17 protein-coding genes, 1 tRNA gene and 2 pseudogenes are annotated in these 19,492 nt (G+C 70.5%); 14 read left to right on the top strand and 6 right to left on the bottom strand.

The window, feature by feature from the left end:
• Positions 1-86: 86 nt before the first annotated feature.
• The gene (locus MFF24_RS21935; protein ID WP_238227685.1) at positions 87-497 is read right to left on the bottom strand and encodes a nuclear transport factor 2-like protein; all 411 of its coding nucleotides are present in this window, start codon (positions 495-497) and stop codon (positions 87-89) included.
• 213 nt (positions 498-710) lie between these two features.
• Between MFF24_RS21935 and MFF24_RS21930 the strand changes: the two genes are divergently transcribed.
• The 7 genes and pseudogenes from MFF24_RS21930 (at position 711) to MFF24_RS21900 (ending at position 9,932) form a co-directional block, all read left to right on the top strand.
• On the top strand, positions 711-1,901 hold the full coding sequence (locus tag MFF24_RS21930; protein WP_238227683.1) for an ABC transporter substrate-binding protein: 1,191 nt from the start codon (positions 711-713) through the stop codon (positions 1,899-1,901).
• Positions 1,902-1,947: 46 nt separating this feature from the next.
• Positions 1,948-2,817, top strand: coding sequence for a branched-chain amino acid ABC transporter permease (locus tag MFF24_RS21925; RefSeq protein WP_238227681.1), 870 nt, complete (start codon positions 1,948-1,950; stop codon positions 2,815-2,817).
• 5 nt (positions 2,818-2,822) lie between these two features.
• Entirely contained in the window at positions 2,823-5,294 is a 2,472-nt protein-coding gene (locus MFF24_RS21920; protein ID WP_238227679.1) for a branched-chain amino acid ABC transporter ATP-binding protein/permease, read from the top strand.
• Positions 5,295-5,335: 41 nt separating this feature from the next.
• A complete protein-coding gene (locus MFF24_RS21915) occupies positions 5,336-6,229 on the top strand; it encodes a polysaccharide deacetylase family protein (protein ID WP_197711657.1) in 894 nt (297 codons plus the stop codon).
• A gap of 80 nt (positions 6,230-6,309) precedes the next feature.
• Positions 6,310-8,019, top strand: coding sequence for a gamma-glutamyltransferase (ggt, locus tag MFF24_RS21910; RefSeq protein WP_238227671.1), 1,710 nt, complete (start codon positions 6,310-6,312; stop codon positions 8,017-8,019).
• A gap of 106 nt (positions 8,020-8,125) precedes the next feature.
• Entirely contained in the window at positions 8,126-8,788 is a 663-nt protein-coding gene (locus tag MFF24_RS21905; protein WP_238227669.1) for an ankyrin repeat domain-containing protein, read from the top strand.
• Between the two features lie 134 nt (positions 8,789-8,922).
• Positions 8,923-9,932 (top strand): annotated as a pseudogene (locus MFF24_RS21900) (2-hydroxyacid dehydrogenase).
• A gap of 65 nt (positions 9,933-9,997) precedes the next feature.
• Here MFF24_RS21900 and MFF24_RS21895 read toward each other — a convergent pair.
• Complete coding sequence (locus MFF24_RS21895) at positions 9,998-10,951, bottom strand: LysR family transcriptional regulator (protein ID WP_238227668.1); 954 nt, start codon at positions 10,949-10,951, stop codon at positions 9,998-10,000.
• Positions 10,952-11,078: 127 nt separating this feature from the next.
• Here MFF24_RS21895 and MFF24_RS21890 point away from each other — a divergent pair, with 127 nt between their 5' ends.
• Both MFF24_RS21890 and MFF24_RS21885 read left to right on the top strand, forming a co-directional pair.
• Complete coding sequence (locus tag MFF24_RS21890; protein ID WP_238227666.1) at positions 11,079-11,327, top strand: hypothetical protein; 249 nt, start codon at positions 11,079-11,081, stop codon at positions 11,325-11,327.
• 28 nt (positions 11,328-11,355) lie between these two features.
• On the top strand, positions 11,356-12,108 hold the full coding sequence (locus MFF24_RS21885) for a sulfite exporter TauE/SafE family protein (protein ID WP_238227664.1): 753 nt from the start codon (positions 11,356-11,358) through the stop codon (positions 12,106-12,108).
• 57 nt (positions 12,109-12,165) lie between these two features.
• Here the strand turns inward: MFF24_RS21885 and MFF24_RS21880 are convergent, their stop codons facing one another.
• Both MFF24_RS21880 and MFF24_RS21875 read right to left on the bottom strand, forming a co-directional pair.
• Positions 12,166-13,047: an AprI/Inh family metalloprotease inhibitor gene (locus MFF24_RS21880; RefSeq protein WP_238227647.1), complete on the bottom strand. Its 882-nt coding sequence runs from the start codon at positions 13,045-13,047 to the stop codon at positions 12,166-12,168.
• Entirely contained in the window at positions 13,044-14,018 is a 975-nt protein-coding gene (locus tag MFF24_RS21875) for a 2-hydroxyacid dehydrogenase (protein ID WP_238227645.1), read from the bottom strand. The genes MFF24_RS21880 and MFF24_RS21875 overlap by 4 nt, the downstream gene beginning before the upstream one ends.
• A 271-nt stretch (positions 14,019-14,289) precedes the next feature.
• Here MFF24_RS21875 and leuC point away from each other — a divergent pair, with 271 nt between their 5' ends.
• From leuC to MFF24_RS29170, 4 genes are all read left to right on the top strand, one after another.
• Complete coding sequence (leuC, locus tag MFF24_RS21870; RefSeq protein ID WP_238227635.1) at positions 14,290-15,699, top strand: 3-isopropylmalate dehydratase large subunit; 1,410 nt, start codon at positions 14,290-14,292, stop codon at positions 15,697-15,699.
• Positions 15,700-15,849: 150 nt separating this feature from the next.
• Positions 15,850-15,934: transfer RNA gene (locus MFF24_RS21865), tRNA-Leu, on the top strand.
• 95 nt (positions 15,935-16,029) lie between these two features.
• Complete coding sequence (locus MFF24_RS21860) at positions 16,030-17,658, top strand: DUF6538 domain-containing protein (protein WP_238227633.1); 1,629 nt, start codon at positions 16,030-16,032, stop codon at positions 17,656-17,658.
• A gap of 68 nt (positions 17,659-17,726) precedes the next feature.
• Entirely contained in the window at positions 17,727-18,020 is a 294-nt protein-coding gene (locus MFF24_RS29170) for a hypothetical protein (RefSeq protein WP_506302284.1), read from the top strand.
• Here MFF24_RS29170 and MFF24_RS21855 read toward each other — a convergent pair.
• Positions 17,990-18,190 carry a hypothetical protein gene (locus MFF24_RS21855; protein ID WP_238227631.1) on the bottom strand — a complete coding sequence of 67 codons (201 nt, stop codon included), beginning with the start codon at positions 18,188-18,190 and terminating at the stop codon, positions 17,990-17,992. The genes MFF24_RS29170 and MFF24_RS21855 overlap by 31 nt on opposite strands.
• Before the next feature lie 234 nt (positions 18,191-18,424).
• On the opposite strand from MFF24_RS21855, the gene MFF24_RS21850 reads away from it, so the two are divergent.
• Positions 18,425-19,315 (top strand): 3'-5' exonuclease, encoded by an 891-nt coding sequence (locus MFF24_RS21850; protein WP_238227629.1) that lies wholly within the window; start codon positions 18,425-18,427, stop codon positions 19,313-19,315.
• An 83-nt stretch (positions 19,316-19,398) separates the two neighbouring features.
• Here MFF24_RS21850 and MFF24_RS21845 read toward each other — a convergent pair.
• Positions 19,399-19,492 (bottom strand): annotated as a pseudogene (locus MFF24_RS21845) (IS5/IS1182 family transposase); the annotation flags it as partial.

Raw genomic sequence — 19,492 nt, 5'->3', positions numbered from 1 at the left:
GGACACCGCATCACCGAGCCGGCACGGCACATGAGCGAGGCACACAATCCGCATCGCGGAGCGATCGTTGGATTTTGTATGACCGGTCAGGCCGGCCCACCCTGCCGTTCGAGGATCCGCTCGGCGCTGTCGTTCCACACCTCCATGGAAACGATCAGCCCGTCCTGCACGGTGAAGCGGTCGACGTAGCGGTTGCCCTCGAACGCGGTGCCGTCCGGCCACGCGCCGTAGAGCGTACCGAGGCTGTAGACGGTGGTAATGCCCTGGCCCGGCACCACGTCGAGCCGCTCCATCCGCTTCTTCACCCAGGCGTAGCGGCCGGCATTGAAGGCCGTGACCTCGCGCGGATGCCGGAACACCCGGCCGCCGGTGAAGACGATCGCGATGCCGGGCTTCATGTAGCCCGCGGCGGTCTCGGGATCGGGCACCATCGAGGCTTCCAGATAGGCCGTCACCGCCGCCGCGTCGCGGGCGGTCTCCGCTTCCTTCGCGTCCATGCCGGAATCCTCCATCGTGCTCGGCGATACCGGCCGAACATGGCGGAGTCGGCCGATGCCTGCATGCAGAAAGTGTATGCACTTTGCCGCGACTTTGTGCACACTTCTTGGGCAATCCGCACGCGATTCGGGAAACCTGAGAGAAATTTGCGTCGCAGCGACTGGCACGGCTGTTGCGGTCGTCGGTCGACCACATACGGGGATCGGACCGCCATGCCTCACCGCCTCTCTGCCGCCCGCGCCCTGACATGGCGCCTCGCCCTCGGCGCCCTCCTGGCGGGCTTCACGACCGTGGCACCGGTCAAGGCGGCCGAGCCGGTGCGAATCGGTCTCGTCACCGCGCTCAGCGGCCAATCCGCCAAGTCCGGCGAGGCGATCTCCCGCGGGATCGGACTGGCGATCGAGGAGATCAACCGCAATGGCGGCGTCCTGGGCCGGCCCCTGGAACTCGTCGCTCGCGACGACGAAGCCAACCCGTCGAAGGGCGTGCTCGCTGCTCGCGAGTTGGTTCAGCGCGCCGGGGTGGTGGCGCTGATCGGTGGGCTCGACACGCCGGTCTCGATGGCGATCGTGCCGATCGCCAACCAGATGAAGGTGCCCTTCGTCGGGCCCTGGGCGGCCGGCACCGGGATCACCCGCAACGGCGCGGCCGACAACTACGTGTTCCGGGTCTCCGCGGTCGATGCGCTCGTGGACGAGGCCCTCGTCGCCTACGCGATCAAGACCTATGGGGCGAAGAAACCCGGCGCGATCCTCGTCAACAACGCCTGGGGCGAGTCGAACCAGCAGGGGATCGTCGCGGCGCTGAAGACAGCGGGGCTGCCCAGCGCCGGCATCGAAAAGTACGAGGCCAACGACATCGACATGGTGCCGCAACTGTCGCGGCTGCGCGAGGCCGGCGCCGACGCGCTGTTTCTCGTCGGCAATGTCGGCCCCTCGGCTCAGGTGGTGAAATCCCTCGACCGGATGGGCTGGACCGTGCCGGTGATCTCCCATTGGGGCCCGGCCGGCGGGCGCTTCGACGAACTCGCCGGGCCGGGTGCGGCGCGGGTCCACTTCGTCCAGACCTTCACCTTCGCCGGCAACGACAGCCCGAAGGCGAAGGCGGTGCTCGACGCGCTGAAGGCGAAGTACCCGGCGATCAAGTCCATGGCCGACGTCACACCCGCCGTCGGCATCGCCAACGCCTATGACGCCACGCACCTGATCGCGCTCGCGATCCAGGCGGCCGGCACCACCGAGGGGCCGAAGGTCCGCGACGGCTTCTACAAGGTCCCGGCCTATGCCGGGCTGATCAAGACCTACAAGGCGCCCTTCGCCCCGGACCGGCACGACGCCCTGAAGCCGGAGGACTACATCTTCGCCAGCTTCCGCAACGGCGAGATCGTCGCGGTGTCCAAGTGAGCGGCCTCAGGAGCAGCTCCCGGAGCCGTTGCACGGGGAGGCACCCATGCTGACCGGGACCCTCGTCAGCGGCCTCGGCCTCGGGAGCATGTACGGGCTGGTGGCGCTGGGCTTCCACATCACCTTCGCCGTCTCCGGCACGGTGAACTTCGCGCAGGGCAGCGCCGTCACCTTGGGCGCGGTGCTGGGCTACGCCTTCGCGGTCCAGCTCGGCTGGCCGATGCCGCTGGCGGCGGCTGCGGCGCTCGCCGGCTGTGCGCTGCTCGGGCTCGCCGTCGAGCGCCTGCTGGTGCGCCCCTTCGTGACCCGCGGCTCCGACGCGTGGCTGCTCGCGACGGTGGCCGGCGGCATCATCCTCGACAACGTGCTGCTGTTCACCTTCGGCAAGGAGCCGCGCAGCCTGCCCTCCCCGCTGGTCTCGGCTCCGGTCCAGATCCTCGGCGCGGGCATCTACCCGCTCCAGCTCCTGATCCCGGTGGTCGGCGTCGCGGCGGCGGTCGCAATCCGCACCGTCTTCCGCCGGACCGAGCTCGGCCGGGTGCTGCTGGCGGTGGCGCAGAACGCGGAAGCCGCGCGGCTGATGGGCATCGATGTCGCCCGCACCGTGGCCTGCGCCTTCGCGCTCTCGGCGGTGCTAGCGGGCGCGGCGGGTCTGCTCATCGCGCCGCTCTTCTCCGTCTCGGCCGAGATGGGGGCGCTGTTCGGGATCAAGGCCTTCGCGGTGGCGATCCTCGGCGGCATCGGCTCGGCCACCGGCGTGGTGCTGGCGGGCCTGCTCTACGGCCTCGTGGAGGCCGGCGTCACCGCGACGCTGGGCTCCGGCGCGACCCAGATCGTCGTGTTCTCGGTCATCATCCTCGCGCTGGCGATCCGCCCGAACGGCCTGCTGGGCCGCGCTGCCGTCAACAAGGTCTAGAGACCATGCGCGCGCTTCTCCGGGCACCGGCCGCGATGCCGCTCGCCATCCTGGCCCTGACGCTCGCGGGCCTCGGCCTCGTCGCGGGCACGAGCGGCTACAGCCACTTCGTCATCGCCCTCGTGGCGCTGACGGTTCTCGCCGGCACCGGCCTCAACGTCCTGCTCGGGCTCGCCGGCCTGATCTCGTTCGGCCATGCCGGCTTCTACGCGCTCGGCGCCTATGCCAGCGCGATCCTGACGCTGAAGGGGTTCAGCTTCTGGCTGGCGCTTCCGGCCGCGGCGGGCCTCTCGGCCCTCGTCGGCGCGGCGCTCGCCGTGCCGGCGATGCGGGTGCGCGGGCCCTACCTCGCCATGGTGACGATCGCCTTCGGCTTCCTGGTCGAGCACGCGCTGATCGAGGGCGGGGAACTCACCGGAGGCCAGAACGGCCTCGTGGTCGCGACCGGCCCGAGCCTGTTCGGTCACGCCCTCGGCGAGCGCGATCTTGCGATCCTCGCGGTGATCGCGGCGGGCCTCAGCCTCTACGGCTTCCACCGGCTGCGCCATGCCCGTCTCGGCCAGGCGTTGCGCGCGGTGCGCGACGCGGATGTCGCCGCAGCCTCGCTGGGCTTCGATCCGGTGCGGGTGAAGACGGCCGCTTTCGCGATCTCGGCGGCGCTGACCGGGCTCGCGGGTGCGGTGCTGCCGCCCTTGATGCTGTTCATCGCGCCGAGCTCCTTCCCGTTCACGCAATCGATCCTGTTCGTGCTCGCGGTGGTGGTCGGCGGGGCCGGCACCGTGCTCGGGCCGCTATTCGGCGCCCTGGTGACGGTGCTGCTGCCCGAGGCGCTGGCGGGGCTCGCCGAGTACCGCCTGCTGTTCTTCGGCCTGACCACCCTGGTGGTGCTCTGGCTCGTGCCGGCGGGCCTCGTCGGCAGCCTCGCTCGCCTGCTGCCGCGGGGCGGCGAGGCGCGCCCGGAGGCGGGATCGGAAGCGCCGGACTTCCTGCACCGAACCGAGGGCGAGCCGCTCACGGTCGAGGGCCTCGGCATCGCCTTCGGCGGCATCCGGGCGGCGGACGGCGTCGCCTTCGAGGCGCGGCCCGGCGCGATCACCAGCGTGATCGGCCCGAACGGGGCCGGCAAGACCACCGTCCTCAACATGATCTCGGGCTTCTACCGGCCGAGCGCCGGCACGATCCGTCTGGGCGCGCGCGACCTCGCCGGGCGGCCGGCCCACGCCATCGCCCGCGCCGGCATCGCCCGCACCTACCAGACGACGCGGCTGTTCGGCTCGCTCAGCGTGAGCGAGAACGTCATCCTCGCCCGCGCGCCTGGGCGTCTGCTGCGCCGGGCGCAGGCGCGGGACCGTCAAGACGCGGCGGCCTTGCTGGCTTTCGTCGGCTATGCCGGCGCCCTCGATCGGCCGGCCTCCGAGCTGCCCCATGTCGACCGGCGGCTGGTGGAGATCGCCCGCGCACTGGCCGGGTCCCCGCTTGTGCTGCTCCTCGACGAGCCGGCCGCCGGCCTTGCCCGTGCCGAGACCGACCGCCTCGGCGCGCTGCTGCGCCGGATCGCGGCCTGCGGCATCGCGGTGATCCTCGTCGAGCACGACATGCCCCTGGTGATGGGAGTGTCCGACCATATCCTCGTCATGGATGCCGGCCGTCCGATCGCCAGCGGCGCACCGGCCGAGGTGCGCCGCGACCCCGCCGTGCTGCGCGCCTATCTCGGGGCCGCCGAGACCCCGGCCCGGCCGCGATCCGCGTCCTGGAGCGGCCCGGGCGACGCGGTGCTGGCCGCCCTCGACCTGCGCGCGGGCTACGGCGCCGCGCCGGTCCTCGATGGCATCGACCTCGCCGTGCGGCCCGGCGAGACCGTGGCTTTGCTCGGCTCGAACGGGGCCGGCAAGTCGACGGCGATGCGGGCACTCGCCGGCCTGCTGCGCCCGGTCGAGGGATCGGTGGTGCTGGCCGACGTCCCGATCGCGGCGCTGCCGGCGCACCGGATCGCGCGGCTGGGCCTCGCCCTCGTGCCGGAGGGGCGGCAGGTCTTTCCCGAACTCACCGTCGTCGAGAACATCCGCCTCGGCGCCTGGAGCCGCGGCGGCCGGGTCGATCCGGCCGAGGTCGAGGCGCTGCTCGACCGCTTCCCGCGTCTGCGCGAGCGGGCGGGCAGCCGCGCCGGCCTGCTCTCGGGCGGGGAGCAGCAGATGCTGGCGATCGCCCGCGGGATGATGGCGCATCCGCGCATCCTGCTCCTCGACGAGCCGTCCCTCGGGCTGGCGCCGGCGATCATCAACAACCTCTACGCCACCGTCGCCGAGCTGCGGGACCAGGGCACGACGATCCTGATCGTCGATCAGATGGCCGCCCTCGCTCTGACCGTGGCCGACCGGGGCTACGTCCTGGAACAGGGGCGCGTCGCGGCCTCCGGCACGGCGGCGGAGCTGAAGGCGGACGCAGCCCTCGAGGCGGCCTATCTCGGGGCGGCGTGAGCCTGCACGTGCCCCACAACAACAGGATCGAGAGCCTTCCCGTGACGAAATCGGCGCCGACCCCTGCCGGCCATGGCCGCTATGCCTATTCTGCTCTGCCGGATCGGCCGGTCTACGACTGGCCCGGCGGCCGACGCCTCGCGGTCTACCTCGCGCTCAACCTCGAAACCTTCGATTTCGGCGCGGGGCTCGGGGCCGAGCTCGCGCCGGGCGGGCCGCAGCCGGACGTGCTGAACTACGCTTGGCGCGACTGGGGCAACCGGGTCGGCGCGTGGCGCCTCCGCGACATGCTCGACGACCTGCAGATGCCGGCGAGCGTCCTCGTCAACAGCCGGATCTACCGGGATTGTCCGGGCCTGATCGAGGCCTTCCGGGCGCGGGGCGACGAGATCGTCGGGCATGGTCGCACCAATGCCGAGCGGCAGGGCAGCCTGTCGGAGGCGGAGGAGCGGGCGCTGATCGCCGAGGCGACCGCGGTGCTGACGCGGGAGGAGGGCCGGGCGCCGGCCGGCTGGCTCGGGCCCTGGATCTCGCAGTCGCGGGTTACGCCGGACCTGCTGGCGGAGGCGGGCTACCGCTACCTGCTCGACTGGTGCCACGACGACCAGCCGACGTGGTTCGCGACCCGCGGCGGCGGGCGCATCCTCTCGGTGCCCTATCCGCAGGAGCTGAACGACATCCCGGCCATCGTCGCCCGCAAGGATACGGGGCGGCAATTCGCCGAGGCCATCGTGGACGGTTTCGAGGAGATGCTGGAGCAGTCGCGCCGCGCGCCGCTGGTCATGGGCATTGCGCTCCACCCCTACATCGTCGGCCAGCCGCACCGGCTGCGCCCGCTGCGGCAGGCGCTCGAACGAATCGCCGGGCATCGGGACACGGTCTGGCTCACCACGGCCGGCGCAATCGCCGCGCACGCCGCCGAGCGGGCGGCGTAGCCCCCCGATGTGGTCGGTCTGGCAAATCCCCGGTCGAGAGCCTCGCGCCCGGCCCGAGCGAACATCCCGGAGACGCCAGCATGGATCGTAGCGAGGGCCCGTCCCATCCCGCGCCGGACACTTCGCGGCGCGCGCTTCTCCTGACCTCCGCTTCTGCCCTGGGGGCGACGATGATGCCGAGCCGACTCTTCGCCGAGGCGGGCGCCCCCCGCGGCGCCCTCGCCCGGTCCCGCCAGGGCATGGTGACGAGCCCGCACGAACTCGCCAGCGAAGCCGGCCGGGAGGTGCTGCGGGCGGGCGGCAACGCCATCGAGGCGGCGATCGCCATCAACGCCACCCTCTGCGTGACCTACCCGCATTTCTGCGGCCTGGGCGGCGACGCGTTCATGATCGTCAGCGATCGCAACGGCGCCAGCTTCACCCTGTCCGGCATCGGTCAGGCGGTGGCAAAGGTGCCGCAGGACGGACGGCCGATTCCGACGCGCGGCCCCGGCTCGGCGATCACGGCGGCGGCGGCCGTCGATACCTGGGAACAGGCCTTTACCTATAGTCAGCGGGCCCTGGGCGGACGGCAATCCTGGCGCGGTCTGTTTCAGCGCGCCATCGCCTGCGCGACGGACGGCTTTCCCCTGACACCGTCACAACGCTTCTGGGCGAATTTCCGGGCCAAGGAGATCGGCAACTGGCCCGATGTCGTGCGCGTGTTCACCGCCGAGGGCCGCATCCCGGAGGCCGGGGAGACCTTCCGCCAGCCCGACCTCGCCCGCACGCTCACGGCGCTGGCGGAGAACGGCGGGCGCGACTTTTACGAGGGCGAACTGGCCCACCGGATCGCGCGCGGGCTGGAAAAGGCGGGCTCGCCCTTGACCGTGGACGATCTCGCCCGCTGCCGGGCGCGCAACGAGAGCGCGCTGCGCGTGCCTTACCGGGGCGGGGAACTTGTCAGCCTGCGCCCGCCGACGCAGGGGCTGACCACGCTCGAGATCATGGGCGTCCTCGACCGCTTCGACCTGACCTCGACGCCTGAGGGCAGCGCCGACTACTACCACCTCCTCGTCGAGGCGGTGAAGCTGGCCTTCATCGACCGCAACCGCTTCATCGCCGATCCGGATTTTACGGACGTTCCCGTCGAGCGGCTGCTGTCGCCCTCCCACCTCGATGGCCTGGCCCGCAGCATCGACCGGCGCAAGGCTGCGCCCTGGCCGCATGTCTACAAGACCGGCGACACCGTCTTCATCGGGGCGGCTGATCGGGACGGGAACTGCGTCAGCCTGCTGCAGACGGTCTATTTCGACTGGGGAAGCGGCGTTGTCGCGGGCGATACCGGCATCCTCTGGCACAATCGCGGTGCGGCCTTCAGCACGGAGGCGGGCCACATCAACGCGCTGCAACCCGGAAAGCGGCCGTTCCACACCCTCAATCCAGGCGTGTACTTCCAAAACGGCCGCCCGCGGCTGCTCTACGGAACGCAAGGCGCGGACGGGCAGCCGCAGACGCTGGCGGCGGTGCTGACGCGTCTGATCGATTATGGAATGGACCCGCTCACCGCTCTCGCCCGGCCGCGGTTCCTCCTCGGAAAGACGTTCTCCGATAGCCGCGACAGCCTGAAGCTCGAACTCGATGCGGGTCAGGCCGTGTTCGATGAACTCAAGGCGCGCGGCCACGCCATCAGCCCCATCCCGGCGCAGAGCCCGCTCGCCGGCCATCCCGGTGCGATCCGCATCGAGGACGACGGCAGCCTCGTCGGCGCCCACGATCCGCGCAGCGACGGCCTCGCTCTCGGACTCTGACGCCGCTCGGGATCCGGGTATCACGCGGCCGGTGCCCGATCGACGGGGTTCGACCGTTCGCCCTCCGGCCGGCATGATGGCGGCATCGTATGCGCGGGGGCGAACCATGTCGCTGGTCTGGGACGGCATCACCACCAGGGGCGTGGTGAGCGAAGGAAGCGCGGCCGAGCGGCATCGGCTGGCCGATGCCGCCAAGGCCTATGACTGGACGACGGTGCTGGCCCTGCTGCACGAGCATCCCGGCCTCGTGAACACGACGCGGCCCGGCGGTGTCTCGCTGTTCGCGCCCCTGCATCAGGCCGCGCACGGAAACGCGCCCCCCGGCGTTCTTGAGGCGCTGATCGGCCTGGGTGCCTGGCGGATGCTCCTGAACGCGCGCGGCGAACGGCCCGTCGACGTAGCGGAGCGGTGCGGCCACGGGCGCGCTGCCGAGATCCTGCGCCCGGTGCTGCGCCGCCGCGTGCCGGCGGGCATCCTCGCGGCGATGCAGGCCCATTTCCATGCCGTCATCCGCGGCCGGGCCGACGACCTCGTTCGCAAGGCCAGCCTCCGGCTCCCCGAACTGGGGCCGCTGCTGGAAGTGCCGGGCGACGAACCGGTCTGGTTTGCCGTGCCGGGCATGTATGGCGGCTTCGCCTACCGCCTCCGGTCGGACGGCGTCGAGGCCGTGCTCGTCGCGGAGAGCTGGTGCCGCGTCGTCGGCGGCTCGGGACAGCGGCACGAGATCACCTCGGCGGGAAGCCGCCTGGTCGAGGAAGGCTTCGTGTAGCCGAGGCCGAGGACCCCAGCGGGCTCCCGCAGCCGCGCCGGTGCCGCCGCCGGAGCCGGCTTGCTGTTTGACGGGGCGTCCGCCACGCGGATGGGCGATCATCGGGCGGATCGGCGCATGCGAGATGAGGCGGAATGGACGTTACGATCTTCAGCACCAAGGCCTATGACCGGCGCTTCCTCGATGAGGCCAACGCGGCGGCGGGCGGACCGCACCGCCTGCGCTACCTCGAAGCGCGGCTGGCCCGCGAGAGCGCTCCTCTGGGGCAGGGAGCCGCGGCCGTATGCGTCTTCGTCAACGACGTGCTCGACCGGCCCGTGCTGGAGATGCTGGCCGCCTCCGGCACCCGGATGGTGGCGTTGCGCAGTGCCGGCTTCAACAACGTCGATCTCGCGGCCGCCGCGCAGCTCGGCATCGTGGTCGGCCGCGTGCCGGCCTACTCGCCGGATTCGATCGCCGAGCACACGGTCGCCCTGATCCTCGCGCTCAACCGCAATATCCAGCGGGCCTATGCCCGCGTCCGTGAGGGGAACTTCGCGCTCGAAGGACTTTTGGGCTTCGATCTGAAGGGCGCACGGCCGGCATCGTCGGCACCGGCAACATCGGCGTGGCCGTCGCACGTATCCTCGCCGGCTTCGGCTGCCGCGTGCTGGCCTACGATCCTCGGCCTTCGGCCGAACTCGCCGCCTTCGGGGCGCAGGCGGTGGGCCTCGACCGGCTCCTGGCCGAGGCGGACATCGTCTCCCTGCACTGCCCGCTCACGCCCGACACGCACCACATGATCGACCGGGCCGCGCTGGCCCGGATGAAGCGCGGCGTGATGCTGATCAACACCGGGCGCGGCGCGCTGGTCGATACCGCCGCGCTGATCGAGGGTTTGAAGTCGGGCGCCATCGGCCATCTCGGCCTCGACGTCTACGAGGAGGAAGGCGGCCTGTTTTTCGAGGATCTGTCGAACCAGATCATCCGGGACGACGTCTTCGCGCGCCTGCTCACCTTCCCGAACGTGCTCGTGACGGGGCATCAGGCCTTCTTCACCGCCGAGGCGCTGGCGGCGATCGCGGCGACCACCATCGAGAACCTGTCCGCCTACGAGCGGCAAGGCGTCCCGCGCTATCCGGTCTCGGTCGAACGCCTCGCCTGACCCGCACTTAATGGGATTCCAAAGGGGTCATCCCTTTGGCCGGGAGTTGGGGCAGAGCCCCGACGTCATCCAGGACTCTGCCCTGGACCCGCGAAAGGACTTGTCCTTTCGAAACCCGGACTCTCGATCGCGCCGAGATGGGCGACCAGGTGCTCGGCGAGCTGGCGGGCATGCGGCGGCAGCGCCGCGAAGCTGCGGGCGCAGAGGCTGAGGCGACGCAAAGCCCAGGGCTCGTCGATCGGGATCGCGCGGATCGCCAGCGTCTCGGCCGCGCGCCGCGCTGCCGCCTCGGGCACGATCGCCACACCGACGCCCCGCTCGACCATGCGGCAGACCGCGTCGAGCCCGTTCAGCCGCACCCGGAGCTTGAAGGGACGGCCGGCGCGGGCGGCGTGGGTCGCGAGATGCGCCTGCAAAGCCCGACCATGGCTGAGGCCGACGAGGGGCTCGTCCAGCACCTCCCGGAACGCGACGCCGCTGCGCTGCGCCAGGGCATGGTCCGCCGGCACCGCGAGGACGATCCGGTCGAGGTGGAGCGGCACGGTTTCGAGCGCACCGAGATCGGTCGTGTCGGCGACGATGCCGATATCGGCAAGCCCCCCGGCCAGGGCATCGACGGTCTCGCGGCTGGTACGCTCCTCCAGATCGATATCGACGCTCGGATACGCGGCGAGGAAGCCCGACAGCGCGTCGGGCAGGAAGGCGGCGACCGCCGCGGTGATCGACAGCAGCCGGACATGGCCGCGCAGGCCGTGGGCGTACTGTCCGAGTTCGCCGCGCATCTGTTCGAGCTGGCCGAGCACGAGCCGGGCGTGATGCGCTACGGCAAGCCCCGCCGGCGTCGGCCGCACCCCGCGGGCATGGCGCTCCAGCAGGGGCACGCCGCCATCCGCCTCCATGCCGCGGATGCGCTCGCTCGCCGAGGCGAGCGCGAGACTGGCCCGCTCGGCGCCGCGGGTGATGCTCTCCGCCTCGACGACGTGGAGGAACAGCCGCAGGTCGGTCAAGTCGAAGCGCATGGCGCCATCGTCGGCGAGGCCGCGTCACACGGCAAGGGGATCGCTTCGCAGGGGCTTCGGCTGAGCCGAAGGCTGCCGCGGGCGACTTCCGCATTGTCGCGCGCTGTCACGCTGCGAAACTGAGGCTATGGCACGGGACATACGAACCACGACCCGCTCGGGCGATGCCCGGCTCGAAACGGCCGCCCTTCTCCTCGCGGCCGTGACGGCGCTGGTCGCCATCGCCCGCTCGGATGCGGTCTCGCGCAACGTCGATCCGCCGGCAGCGACGCCCCGGCTGGCCGCCGCTGCTGCGCCCGTTCCCACGCCGCCGACGGAGGCCGAGGCGGACGCCGCCCGGCAGGCCAGCTTGCGCGACATGCTGCTCCACGATTGAACCACGCCTCGGAAATCAGAACACGCGCATGTCCTTCTCCATGGATCCCCTCCCCCTCGCGGTGGCGGCCTCGGCCTTCCTGCTCGCGGGCTTCGTCAAGGGCATGGTCGGGCTCGGCCTGCCGCCCGTCGCCATGGGCCTGCTCAGCCTCGTCATGGCACCGGTGCAGGCGGCGGCGCTTCTCGTCGTGCCGGCCTTCGTCACCAATGTCTGGCAGCTCGCGGCGGGTCCGCGCTTCGGCACGCTGGTGCGCCGGCTCTGGCCGATGCTGGCGGCGAGCGTGGTCGGCACCCTGGTCGCGGCGGGGATCCTGCACGGGAGTTACGGTGCCGAGGCCACGGTCTTTCTCGGGCTCGCCCTGATCGCCTACGCCGTGGTCGGGCTCGCGGCGCTCCGGCTTCACGTTCCGCCCGCCGCGGAGCGCTGGCTCGGGCCGCTCGTCGGCGCCGCGACTGGGCTGGTGACGGCGGCGACAGCGGTCTCCTCGTTCCCTTCCGCGCCCTATCTCGGGGCGCTCGGCCTGACCAAGGACGACCTGATCCAGGCGCTGGGGCTGTCCTTCACCGTCTCCACCGTGGCGCTGGCCGTGGCGCTGGCCGGCGGCGGTGCCCTCTCCCTCAGCGTCGCCGGCACCTCCCTCATCGCCCTCGTGCCGGCGCTCATCGGCATGGCGCTCGGCGGCTGGGTGCGGGGCCGGGTGAGCGAGCGGGTTTTTCGCCGCTGCTTCTTCGTCGGCCTCCTGGGCCTCGGACTGCACCTCGCCCTGCGGCCGCTGTTCTGAGCCCGGCACCCTGCAGCAGCATCCCGAAAGATGGTGCCCCCCTTTCGAAATGATGCCCTACGGCTCGACCTTCCTGAGCACGAGCGACGCGCCGATCTCGGGGTCACGGCGCCAGCGTCTCTCCCCGATCGCCACGAGGTTCACCGCGTGGCCGCGTCGCGCCTTCAGCGTCAGGTGGCCGTTGGCGAAGCGCCAGCTCACCGGATCGAACACGGTGATCCCGCTGTCGCGGCAATCCGGCAGAACCCGCACGGGGGCCGTGTCCTTCCCGGCCTCGAGGGGGCCTGAGAATTCGAGGCGGCAGACATCCTTCTGCTCGGCGCGATCGAGGGCGTAGAGGCCGAGAGCCGGCCCCGGCGGCTCGGCCGGCTTCTCCGTCGCGGCGCCTGGGGAGGAGGCATCGCCCTGCGCCGCGGGCGTGACGGCGGCCGTGCCGGGGGCGGCGGGCGGCTGCATCGCAGCGATCTGAAGCGGCACGAGGTTGTAGCGCTCACCGTTCTCGGCGGTTGCGCCGAGGCTCATCCCGTCGGGGCTTCGGGCGAAGGCCAGGACCGGTCGGAGGTTCCGATCCACGAGGCGCAAGCCTTCGTCGGTGAACAGCCAGCCGCCGATGCCGGCCATCAGCGGCAGGGCCCGGCGGCAGCCGGCGGGAAACCGCGCCACGCGCCCGCTCGGGCCCGCCTCCAAGGCGAGCGTCAGCACGCAGCGCCGCCGCCCGCCGTCGAGGGAGAGATCCCAGCTGCCCGCCGCGCCCGCCAGTGTTGTGGGCAAGGTCGCAAGCCCGGGCGGCGCTCCGCCATTCTCCGACGGCGCCGTCGCGGGGGGCGGCTCCGGGGCCGGCGGGCTCTCCTGCGCAGGGGCCGCGCCCGCCGCCAGCACGGTCAGGGCCGCGGCCAGCGCCCCCGCAACAGCCATGCGCGTCATCGTCGGGCCCTTCATCGCCGGCCCTTCCAGGGCGTTTCCGGAACCGGCGTCACCGGTCCCTTGCCGTCGAACCAAGAGAACAGGTTGTCGGTGAGCAGCCGTCCCATCGCCGCGCGGGTGTGGTGCGAGCCCGAGCCGACATGCGGCAGCAGCACCGTCTGTTCGAGATCGATCAGGGCCTGCGGCACGTGCGGCTCGTTCTCGAACACGTCGAGCCCCGCGCCGAGGATCGTCCCGGATTGGAGCGCCGCGATCAGCGCCGCCTCATCGATGACGCTGCCGCGGGCGATGTTGACGACGATGCCGTCCGCCCCGAGCGCCGCCAGCACCCCGGCATCGACGATCCCGTTCGTGCCCGGGCCACCGGGGGCGGCCACGATCAGGGTGTCGACCGCCCGCGCCAGACCGAGCAGGCTGTCGTAATAGGCATAAGGCACGCCGTCCTGAGGCGTCCGGCCGTGATAGGCGATGGTGACCCCGAACCCTTCGAGGCGCCGGGCGATCGCCCGGCCGATCCGCCCGAGCCCGAGGATTCCGACCCGGCGCTCCCTGAGGCTGGTGGTGAGCGGGAAGCTCCTCTCCCGCCAGCGCCCGGCGCGCAGGTAGCGGTCCGCCTGCGGGATCCGGCGGAGGGTGGCGAGCAGCAAGCCGAGCGCGAGGTCGGCCACCTCGTCGGAGAGCACGTCCGGCGTGTGGGTGACGACGATGCCGCGGCGATGCGCCTCGCCCACGTCGATGGTGTCGTAGCCGACACCGAAGCTCGCCACGATCTCGAGCCGCGGCAGCCGGTCGAACAGCGCGGCATCGATCGGGCACATGGCGCCGACCGCGAGCGCCCGGATGCGGGGGCCCACGGTGTCGAGGAACGCCGCGCGGTCGGGGACCTCCTCCATCCGGTGCAGGCGGAAGCGCTCGGCCAGCCGCTCGGCCACGTCGGGGCGGGTCTGCCGGATCAGCAGGATGTCGGGGGTCTCGGCTGGCGGCACCGGCTCACGGCCTCCCGAAGGTCGAGGGAGCTAAAGGTCAACAAAGGATAGAGCGGGAGTACCGCCGCGCCGCGCCGCGGTCCAGCCGCGGCCGGACAGTAAGGCGAGCCGGCGGCAAAAGTGTCATGTGCGCCGCCGCCCTTCCGAAATCGCCCTCGGCGCATTACACAAGAGGTCTTCCGGATGTTCCCCACGATCCGGCCGCACGGTTCGCGGCCCGACCGGGGCATTGTCCGCGATGGAGCCTTCAACCCGTCAGAATAGCTGCACCATGACCGCGCCGCGCACCCTCTACGACAAGATCTGGGACGACCACGTCGTCGATGTCGAGCCGGATGGCTCCGCCCTCCTCTACATCGACCGCCACCTCGTGCACGAGGTGACGAGCCCCCAGGCGTTCGAGGGGCTTCGCGTGGCCGGCCGAAAGGTGCGCGCGCCGCACAAGACGCTGGCGGTGGTCGATCACAACGTCCAGACCTCGGACCGCTCCAAGGGCATCGAGGATCCGGAGAGCCGCACCCAGCTGGAGGCGCTCGCCGAGAACGTGCGCGATTTCGGCATCGAGTTCTACGACGCCCTCGACCGGCGCCAGGGCATCGTCCACATCATCGGGCCGGAGCAGGGCTTCACGCTGCCGGGCCAGACGATCGTCTGCGGCGATTCCCACACCTCCACCCACGGCGCCTTCGGCGCGCTGGCCCACGGCATCGGCACCTCGGAAGTCGAGCACGTGCTCGCCACGCAGACGCTGATCCAGCGCAAGGCCAAGAACATGCGCGTCACCGTCGACGGCACCCTGCCGCCGGGCGTGAGCGCGAAGGACATCGTGCTGGCCATCATCGGCGAGATCGGCACCGCCGGCGGCACCGGCCACGTCATCGAGTATGCCGGCGAGGCGATCCGCGCCCTCTCGATGGAGGGCCGGATGACGATCTGCAACATGTCGATCGAGGGCGGGGCGCGGGCCGGCATGGTCGCCCCCGACGAGACCACCTACGCCTACGTCAAGGACCGCCCGAAGGCGCCGAAGGGCGCCGCCTTCGACGCCGCCCGCCGCTACTGGGAGAGCCTCGCCAGCGACGAGGGGGCACATTTCGACCGCGAAATCCGTCTCGACGCGGCGAACCTTCCCCCGCTGGTCTCCTGGGGCACTTCGCCGGAGGACATCGTCTCGATCCTCGGCACGGTGCCCGATCCGGCGCAGATCGCCGACGAGAACAAGCGGCAGTCCAAGGAGAAGGCGCTCGCCTATATGGGCCTGACGCCGGGCACGCGGATGACCGACGTCACGCTCGACCGGGTGTTCATCGGCTCCTGCACCAACGGCCGGATCGAGGATCTGCGGATCGTCGCCAAGATGGTCGAGGGCCGCAAGGTCCATGACGGCGTCTCGGCGATGGTGGTGCCGGGCTCCGGCTTGGTGAAGGCGCAGGCCGAGGCCGAGGGGATCGACCGCATCCTGAAGGATGCGGGCTTCGACTGGCGCGAGCCCGGCTGCTCGATGTGCCTGGGCATGAACCCGGACAAGCTGCGGCCCGGCGAGCGTTGCGCCTCGACCTCGAACCGCAACTTCGAGGGCCGCCAGGGCCCGCGCGGCCGCACCCACCTCGTCTCCCCGGCGATGGCGGCGGCGGCGGCGGTGGCTGGCCGCTTCGTCGACGTCCGCGATTGGCGCAACTGAGCCGGATCGCAGCACGCAGCGCAGGTGTGTGACCCCCGCGCCGCGCGAAAGCTCCGATCGGGATTTTTGGCCGGCGGCGGCGAAACAGCGATTGACGCCTTCGCCGCCGCCCCCTAAACGAACCCCATCGCCGACCGGAAACGGCCCGGCGCCCAGGTGGCGGAATTGGTAGACGCGCTGGTTTCAGGTACCAGTCTCGCAAGAGGTGAAGGTTCGAGTCCTTTCCTGGGCACCATCAGCTGGCTAAGCCGCTGAGCCGCAAAAGCAATCAGTGAAAACAGAGACTTAGGACTGCCCGGGTGGTACAAACGGGTGGTACAAATGTCGTTGATGACGACGCGTCCCTGGAAGCATCCCAAAACTGGCATCTACTATCTGCGGCGGGCCGTGCCAGCCGACCTTCTCGCGCTCATCGGCAAGCGCGAGGAGAAGATCAGCCTTGGCACGAAGGATCCGGTTCTCGCCAAGAGCCTCCATGCCCGTGCCCTCCTTGAGCTGGATGAGCGGTGGACGAACCTCCGCGCAGGCCCAAAGCTGCTGAGCGAGCGCGAGGCACACGAGATGGTCGAGCCACTCTACGCATGGTGGATCGACCAGCATCGTGATGAGCCGAGTCAGCAGGCCTTCTGGCGGATTGATCTTGGAGAGAATCTTTGGCCCCGCCGCCCGTCGGGCTGGTCGCTTCAATCGAACCTGGCTGCCACGCTCATCAAAGAAGCGGCAGATCCAGCGGTCGGTGCTCGGCGAGACATGGAGGAGTGGTGCACCGATCAAGCTGATGCCGTGCTGAAGCAGCGCGGCATTGTTGTTGATCAGTCGAACCGTCGGAAACTCGCCCGGGCTGTCGCGGCGGTGATGCAGCGGGCAAGCCTCGCCCTCAAGGCCGCGGCGCAGGGCGAATCTCTCGACGTCGGCCAACACCCGATTGCGCGTTCGATCTTGCCGTCGTCGGCGATGGCGGTTCAGCCGTACGGCACGGCGCCGATTTCGCTGCCGCCGGCAAAGATGAGTGCCCTGGTCGAGGCCTGGTGGCGCGAGGCCGAACGGACCGGCAAGTCGATTTCAACTCACGACGCATACGCTCACGCCTTCCGCTTGCTGACTGCCTTTCTCGGGCACGACGACGCGCACCGCGTGACGAAGCACGACATCGTCCGCCTCAAGGATCACCGCCTTGCCAGCCGCAAGCGCAATGGTGAGTTGGTGTCGGCCACGACGGTCAAGAACAGCGATCTGGCTGCCCTGAAAGCCGTGTTCGGCTGGGCACACGACAATGGACGCGTTGCCGAGAACCCGGCGGTTGGCGTGACGGTCGCTAAGGCCGCAAAAGTGAAGCTGCGCGAGCGTGAGTTCACAGCCGAGGAGGCGCGCACGCTACTTCGCGCCGCCTTAGACCTGACGCCCGGTAGGGAGTTGCCGCAGACCTACGCCGCCAAACGCTGGATCCCCTGGGTGCTCGCCTTTACCGGGGCGCGCGTCGGAGAGATCGCGCAGATGCGGCGGCAGGATCTTCGGCGGGAGGCGGTGGCTGGCTACCCTGACGGCGTCTGGATGCTCCGGATCACCCCGGAGGCGGGAGCGGTGAAGACGAAGCAGGCGCGCGACGTGCCCTTGCACCCGCAGCTTGTCGAGCTCGGCTTTCCAGCGTTCGTGCAGGCCACGCGGGCTGAGCGACTGTTCATCGTCCCAGATGCCGCGGGTGGCGTCGCTGGTCCGTTGCAGGGGGTGAAGAACCGACTCAGCGAGTTTGCGCGTCAGTACGTCAGCGATCCCGGTGTGAGCCCCAATCACAGCTGGCGGCATCGCTTCCGTACGGTGGCAACGGAAGCGGGCGTAGCCAGCAACGTCATCGATGCGCTGTGTGGCTGGTCGGCTCGAAGCGTCGGCGAACGCTACGGAAGCGTTTCACTGAAAGCACGTGCGGACGCCATCGCACACTTGCCGCAGATCACCCTATAGCTTCTGTGCATCACATGAAGTCTGCAGCCTCTGAGCACTGCATCTTGGCGCAATCGAAGCAGCTGTAGATCGAGCGTATCGAACCCCGACAAGCATCGCTGCCAATCACCGAAATCGGCTACCTGTCGTGGTTCACCTCGCCGGCACTGGTGCAGGAGAGCGGTGGGCAGGTCGCCCTCGTCCTCCAGTGGCTGGACGCCGAGGCCGCTGGGCCGGCATGGGCGCAGGCTGAAATCGACCGGCAGCAGCTCAGCCTGTCCGGCCGTGCACCGCCCACGAAAAAGGGCCAGCCTCCCGGCTGGCCCCTGCATCGCTCGCGCGACGTCCCGCCTTACTCGGCGGCGGTCATCTCGAGCATGTAGTGCCCGCACCAGTCGGTCGCGCCGACCACCGGCCAGAGGCCGTGCGCGTCCGGGCCCGGCTGGTTCACCGGCGGGTTGAAGCGGCACAGGCCTTCGTCATGCTGCGCGGCCGCGCCGTTGACCTTGTGCTCGTCGAAGAACTTGCAGCTCTCACACTTGGCGTTTGCCATGGGGATGCTCCTGCAGCTGGCGGGCGGCGCTGCCGCCCTGATGCGAATTAGAACAGATCCAATCTGGCGGTTCAACGAGCAGGCCGTGGCCGGGTTCCCGCACCCCTCCTTGCCTTGTGGACGGCTGGTCCCATTCCGCTGGTCAGCCTGTCGCAGGCCCGGTTAAGCTCCCCGGCACAGCCGCACGGCAGATCCGCCGCCGGCCAGGGAGAACCAAGCCGGGACCGTGTGGCCGTGAACCAGCCCCTCGACAGCATCGCCGCCGTGCTCGAAAGCACGGGGGACTACCGCGTGCTGCGCCGGCTGGCGCCGCTCACCGACTGCCCCGAGCCGCCCAACGAGCCGACGTTCATTGGTCTGGTGCTCGACGTGGAGACCACCGGCACCGACTTCGCCACGGACGAGGTGATCGAGCTCGGCATCCTCAAGTTCGAGTACGGCGCCAGCGGGCGCATCTACCGGGTGCTCGAGACGTTCAACCAGCTGCACCAGCCCGCCAGGCCCATTCCGCCGGAGATCACCCGGTTGACCGGAATCACCGACGCCGATGTAGTTGGCAAGCGCATCGACGATGCCGCCGTACAGGCGCTGGCCGCCGATGCCGCGGTGATCATCGCCCACAACGCCAGCTTCGACCGGCAGATGTGTGAGGGCCGCTGGCCGGTGTTTGCCGAGAAGAACTGGGCCTGCTCCTGCCATCAGATCCCGTGGCGGGCTGAGGGCCACGAGGGCATGAAGCTCGGCTACCTGCTGATCGACCATGGGTTCTTCCATCAGGGCCACCGGGCGATCGACGACTGCCATGCCCTGCTTAGGCTGCTCGACAGCCCGCTGCGGACCTCCGGGCGCCTAGCCTTGTCCTGCCTGCTGGAGACCGCCCGCCGGCCGACGGTGCGGCTGTGGGCACAGGGCTCGCCGATCGAGACCAAGGACCTGCTGAAGGCCCGCCGCTATCGCTGGAGCGGGGCGCGACGCTGCTGGTACATCGATCTCGAGGAGGATCAGATCGAGATCGAGCGCTCGTTCCTCAGCGAGGCTGTTTACCGGCGCCCCTGCGGCGAGCTGCCGGCCGACCGGTTCACCGCCCGCGACCGGTTCTCCGCACGGACCAACCCCGAGTTCTAGCTAGGGCGGTCCCAGCGGGCCGCCTCAGGCGGCTCTCCAAGTATGCAGTGCAAAACTTACTGCACGCTAGGTCGCGTGGACAGTTACCGGAGCCATAGGACGATGGCGGCGAGCGTGACGACGGCGGCGTAGTTGCGGGCGGTCTTCTCGTAGCGAGTGGCGACGCGGCGGAACTGC

This window comes from Methylorubrum aminovorans (assembly GCF_022179725.1).
Lineage (GTDB): Bacteria > Pseudomonadota > Alphaproteobacteria > Rhizobiales > Beijerinckiaceae > Methylobacterium > Methylobacterium aminovorans.
The sequence above is the reverse complement of the archived record's forward strand: the minus strand, read 5'-3'. Positions and strand labels throughout refer to the sequence as shown.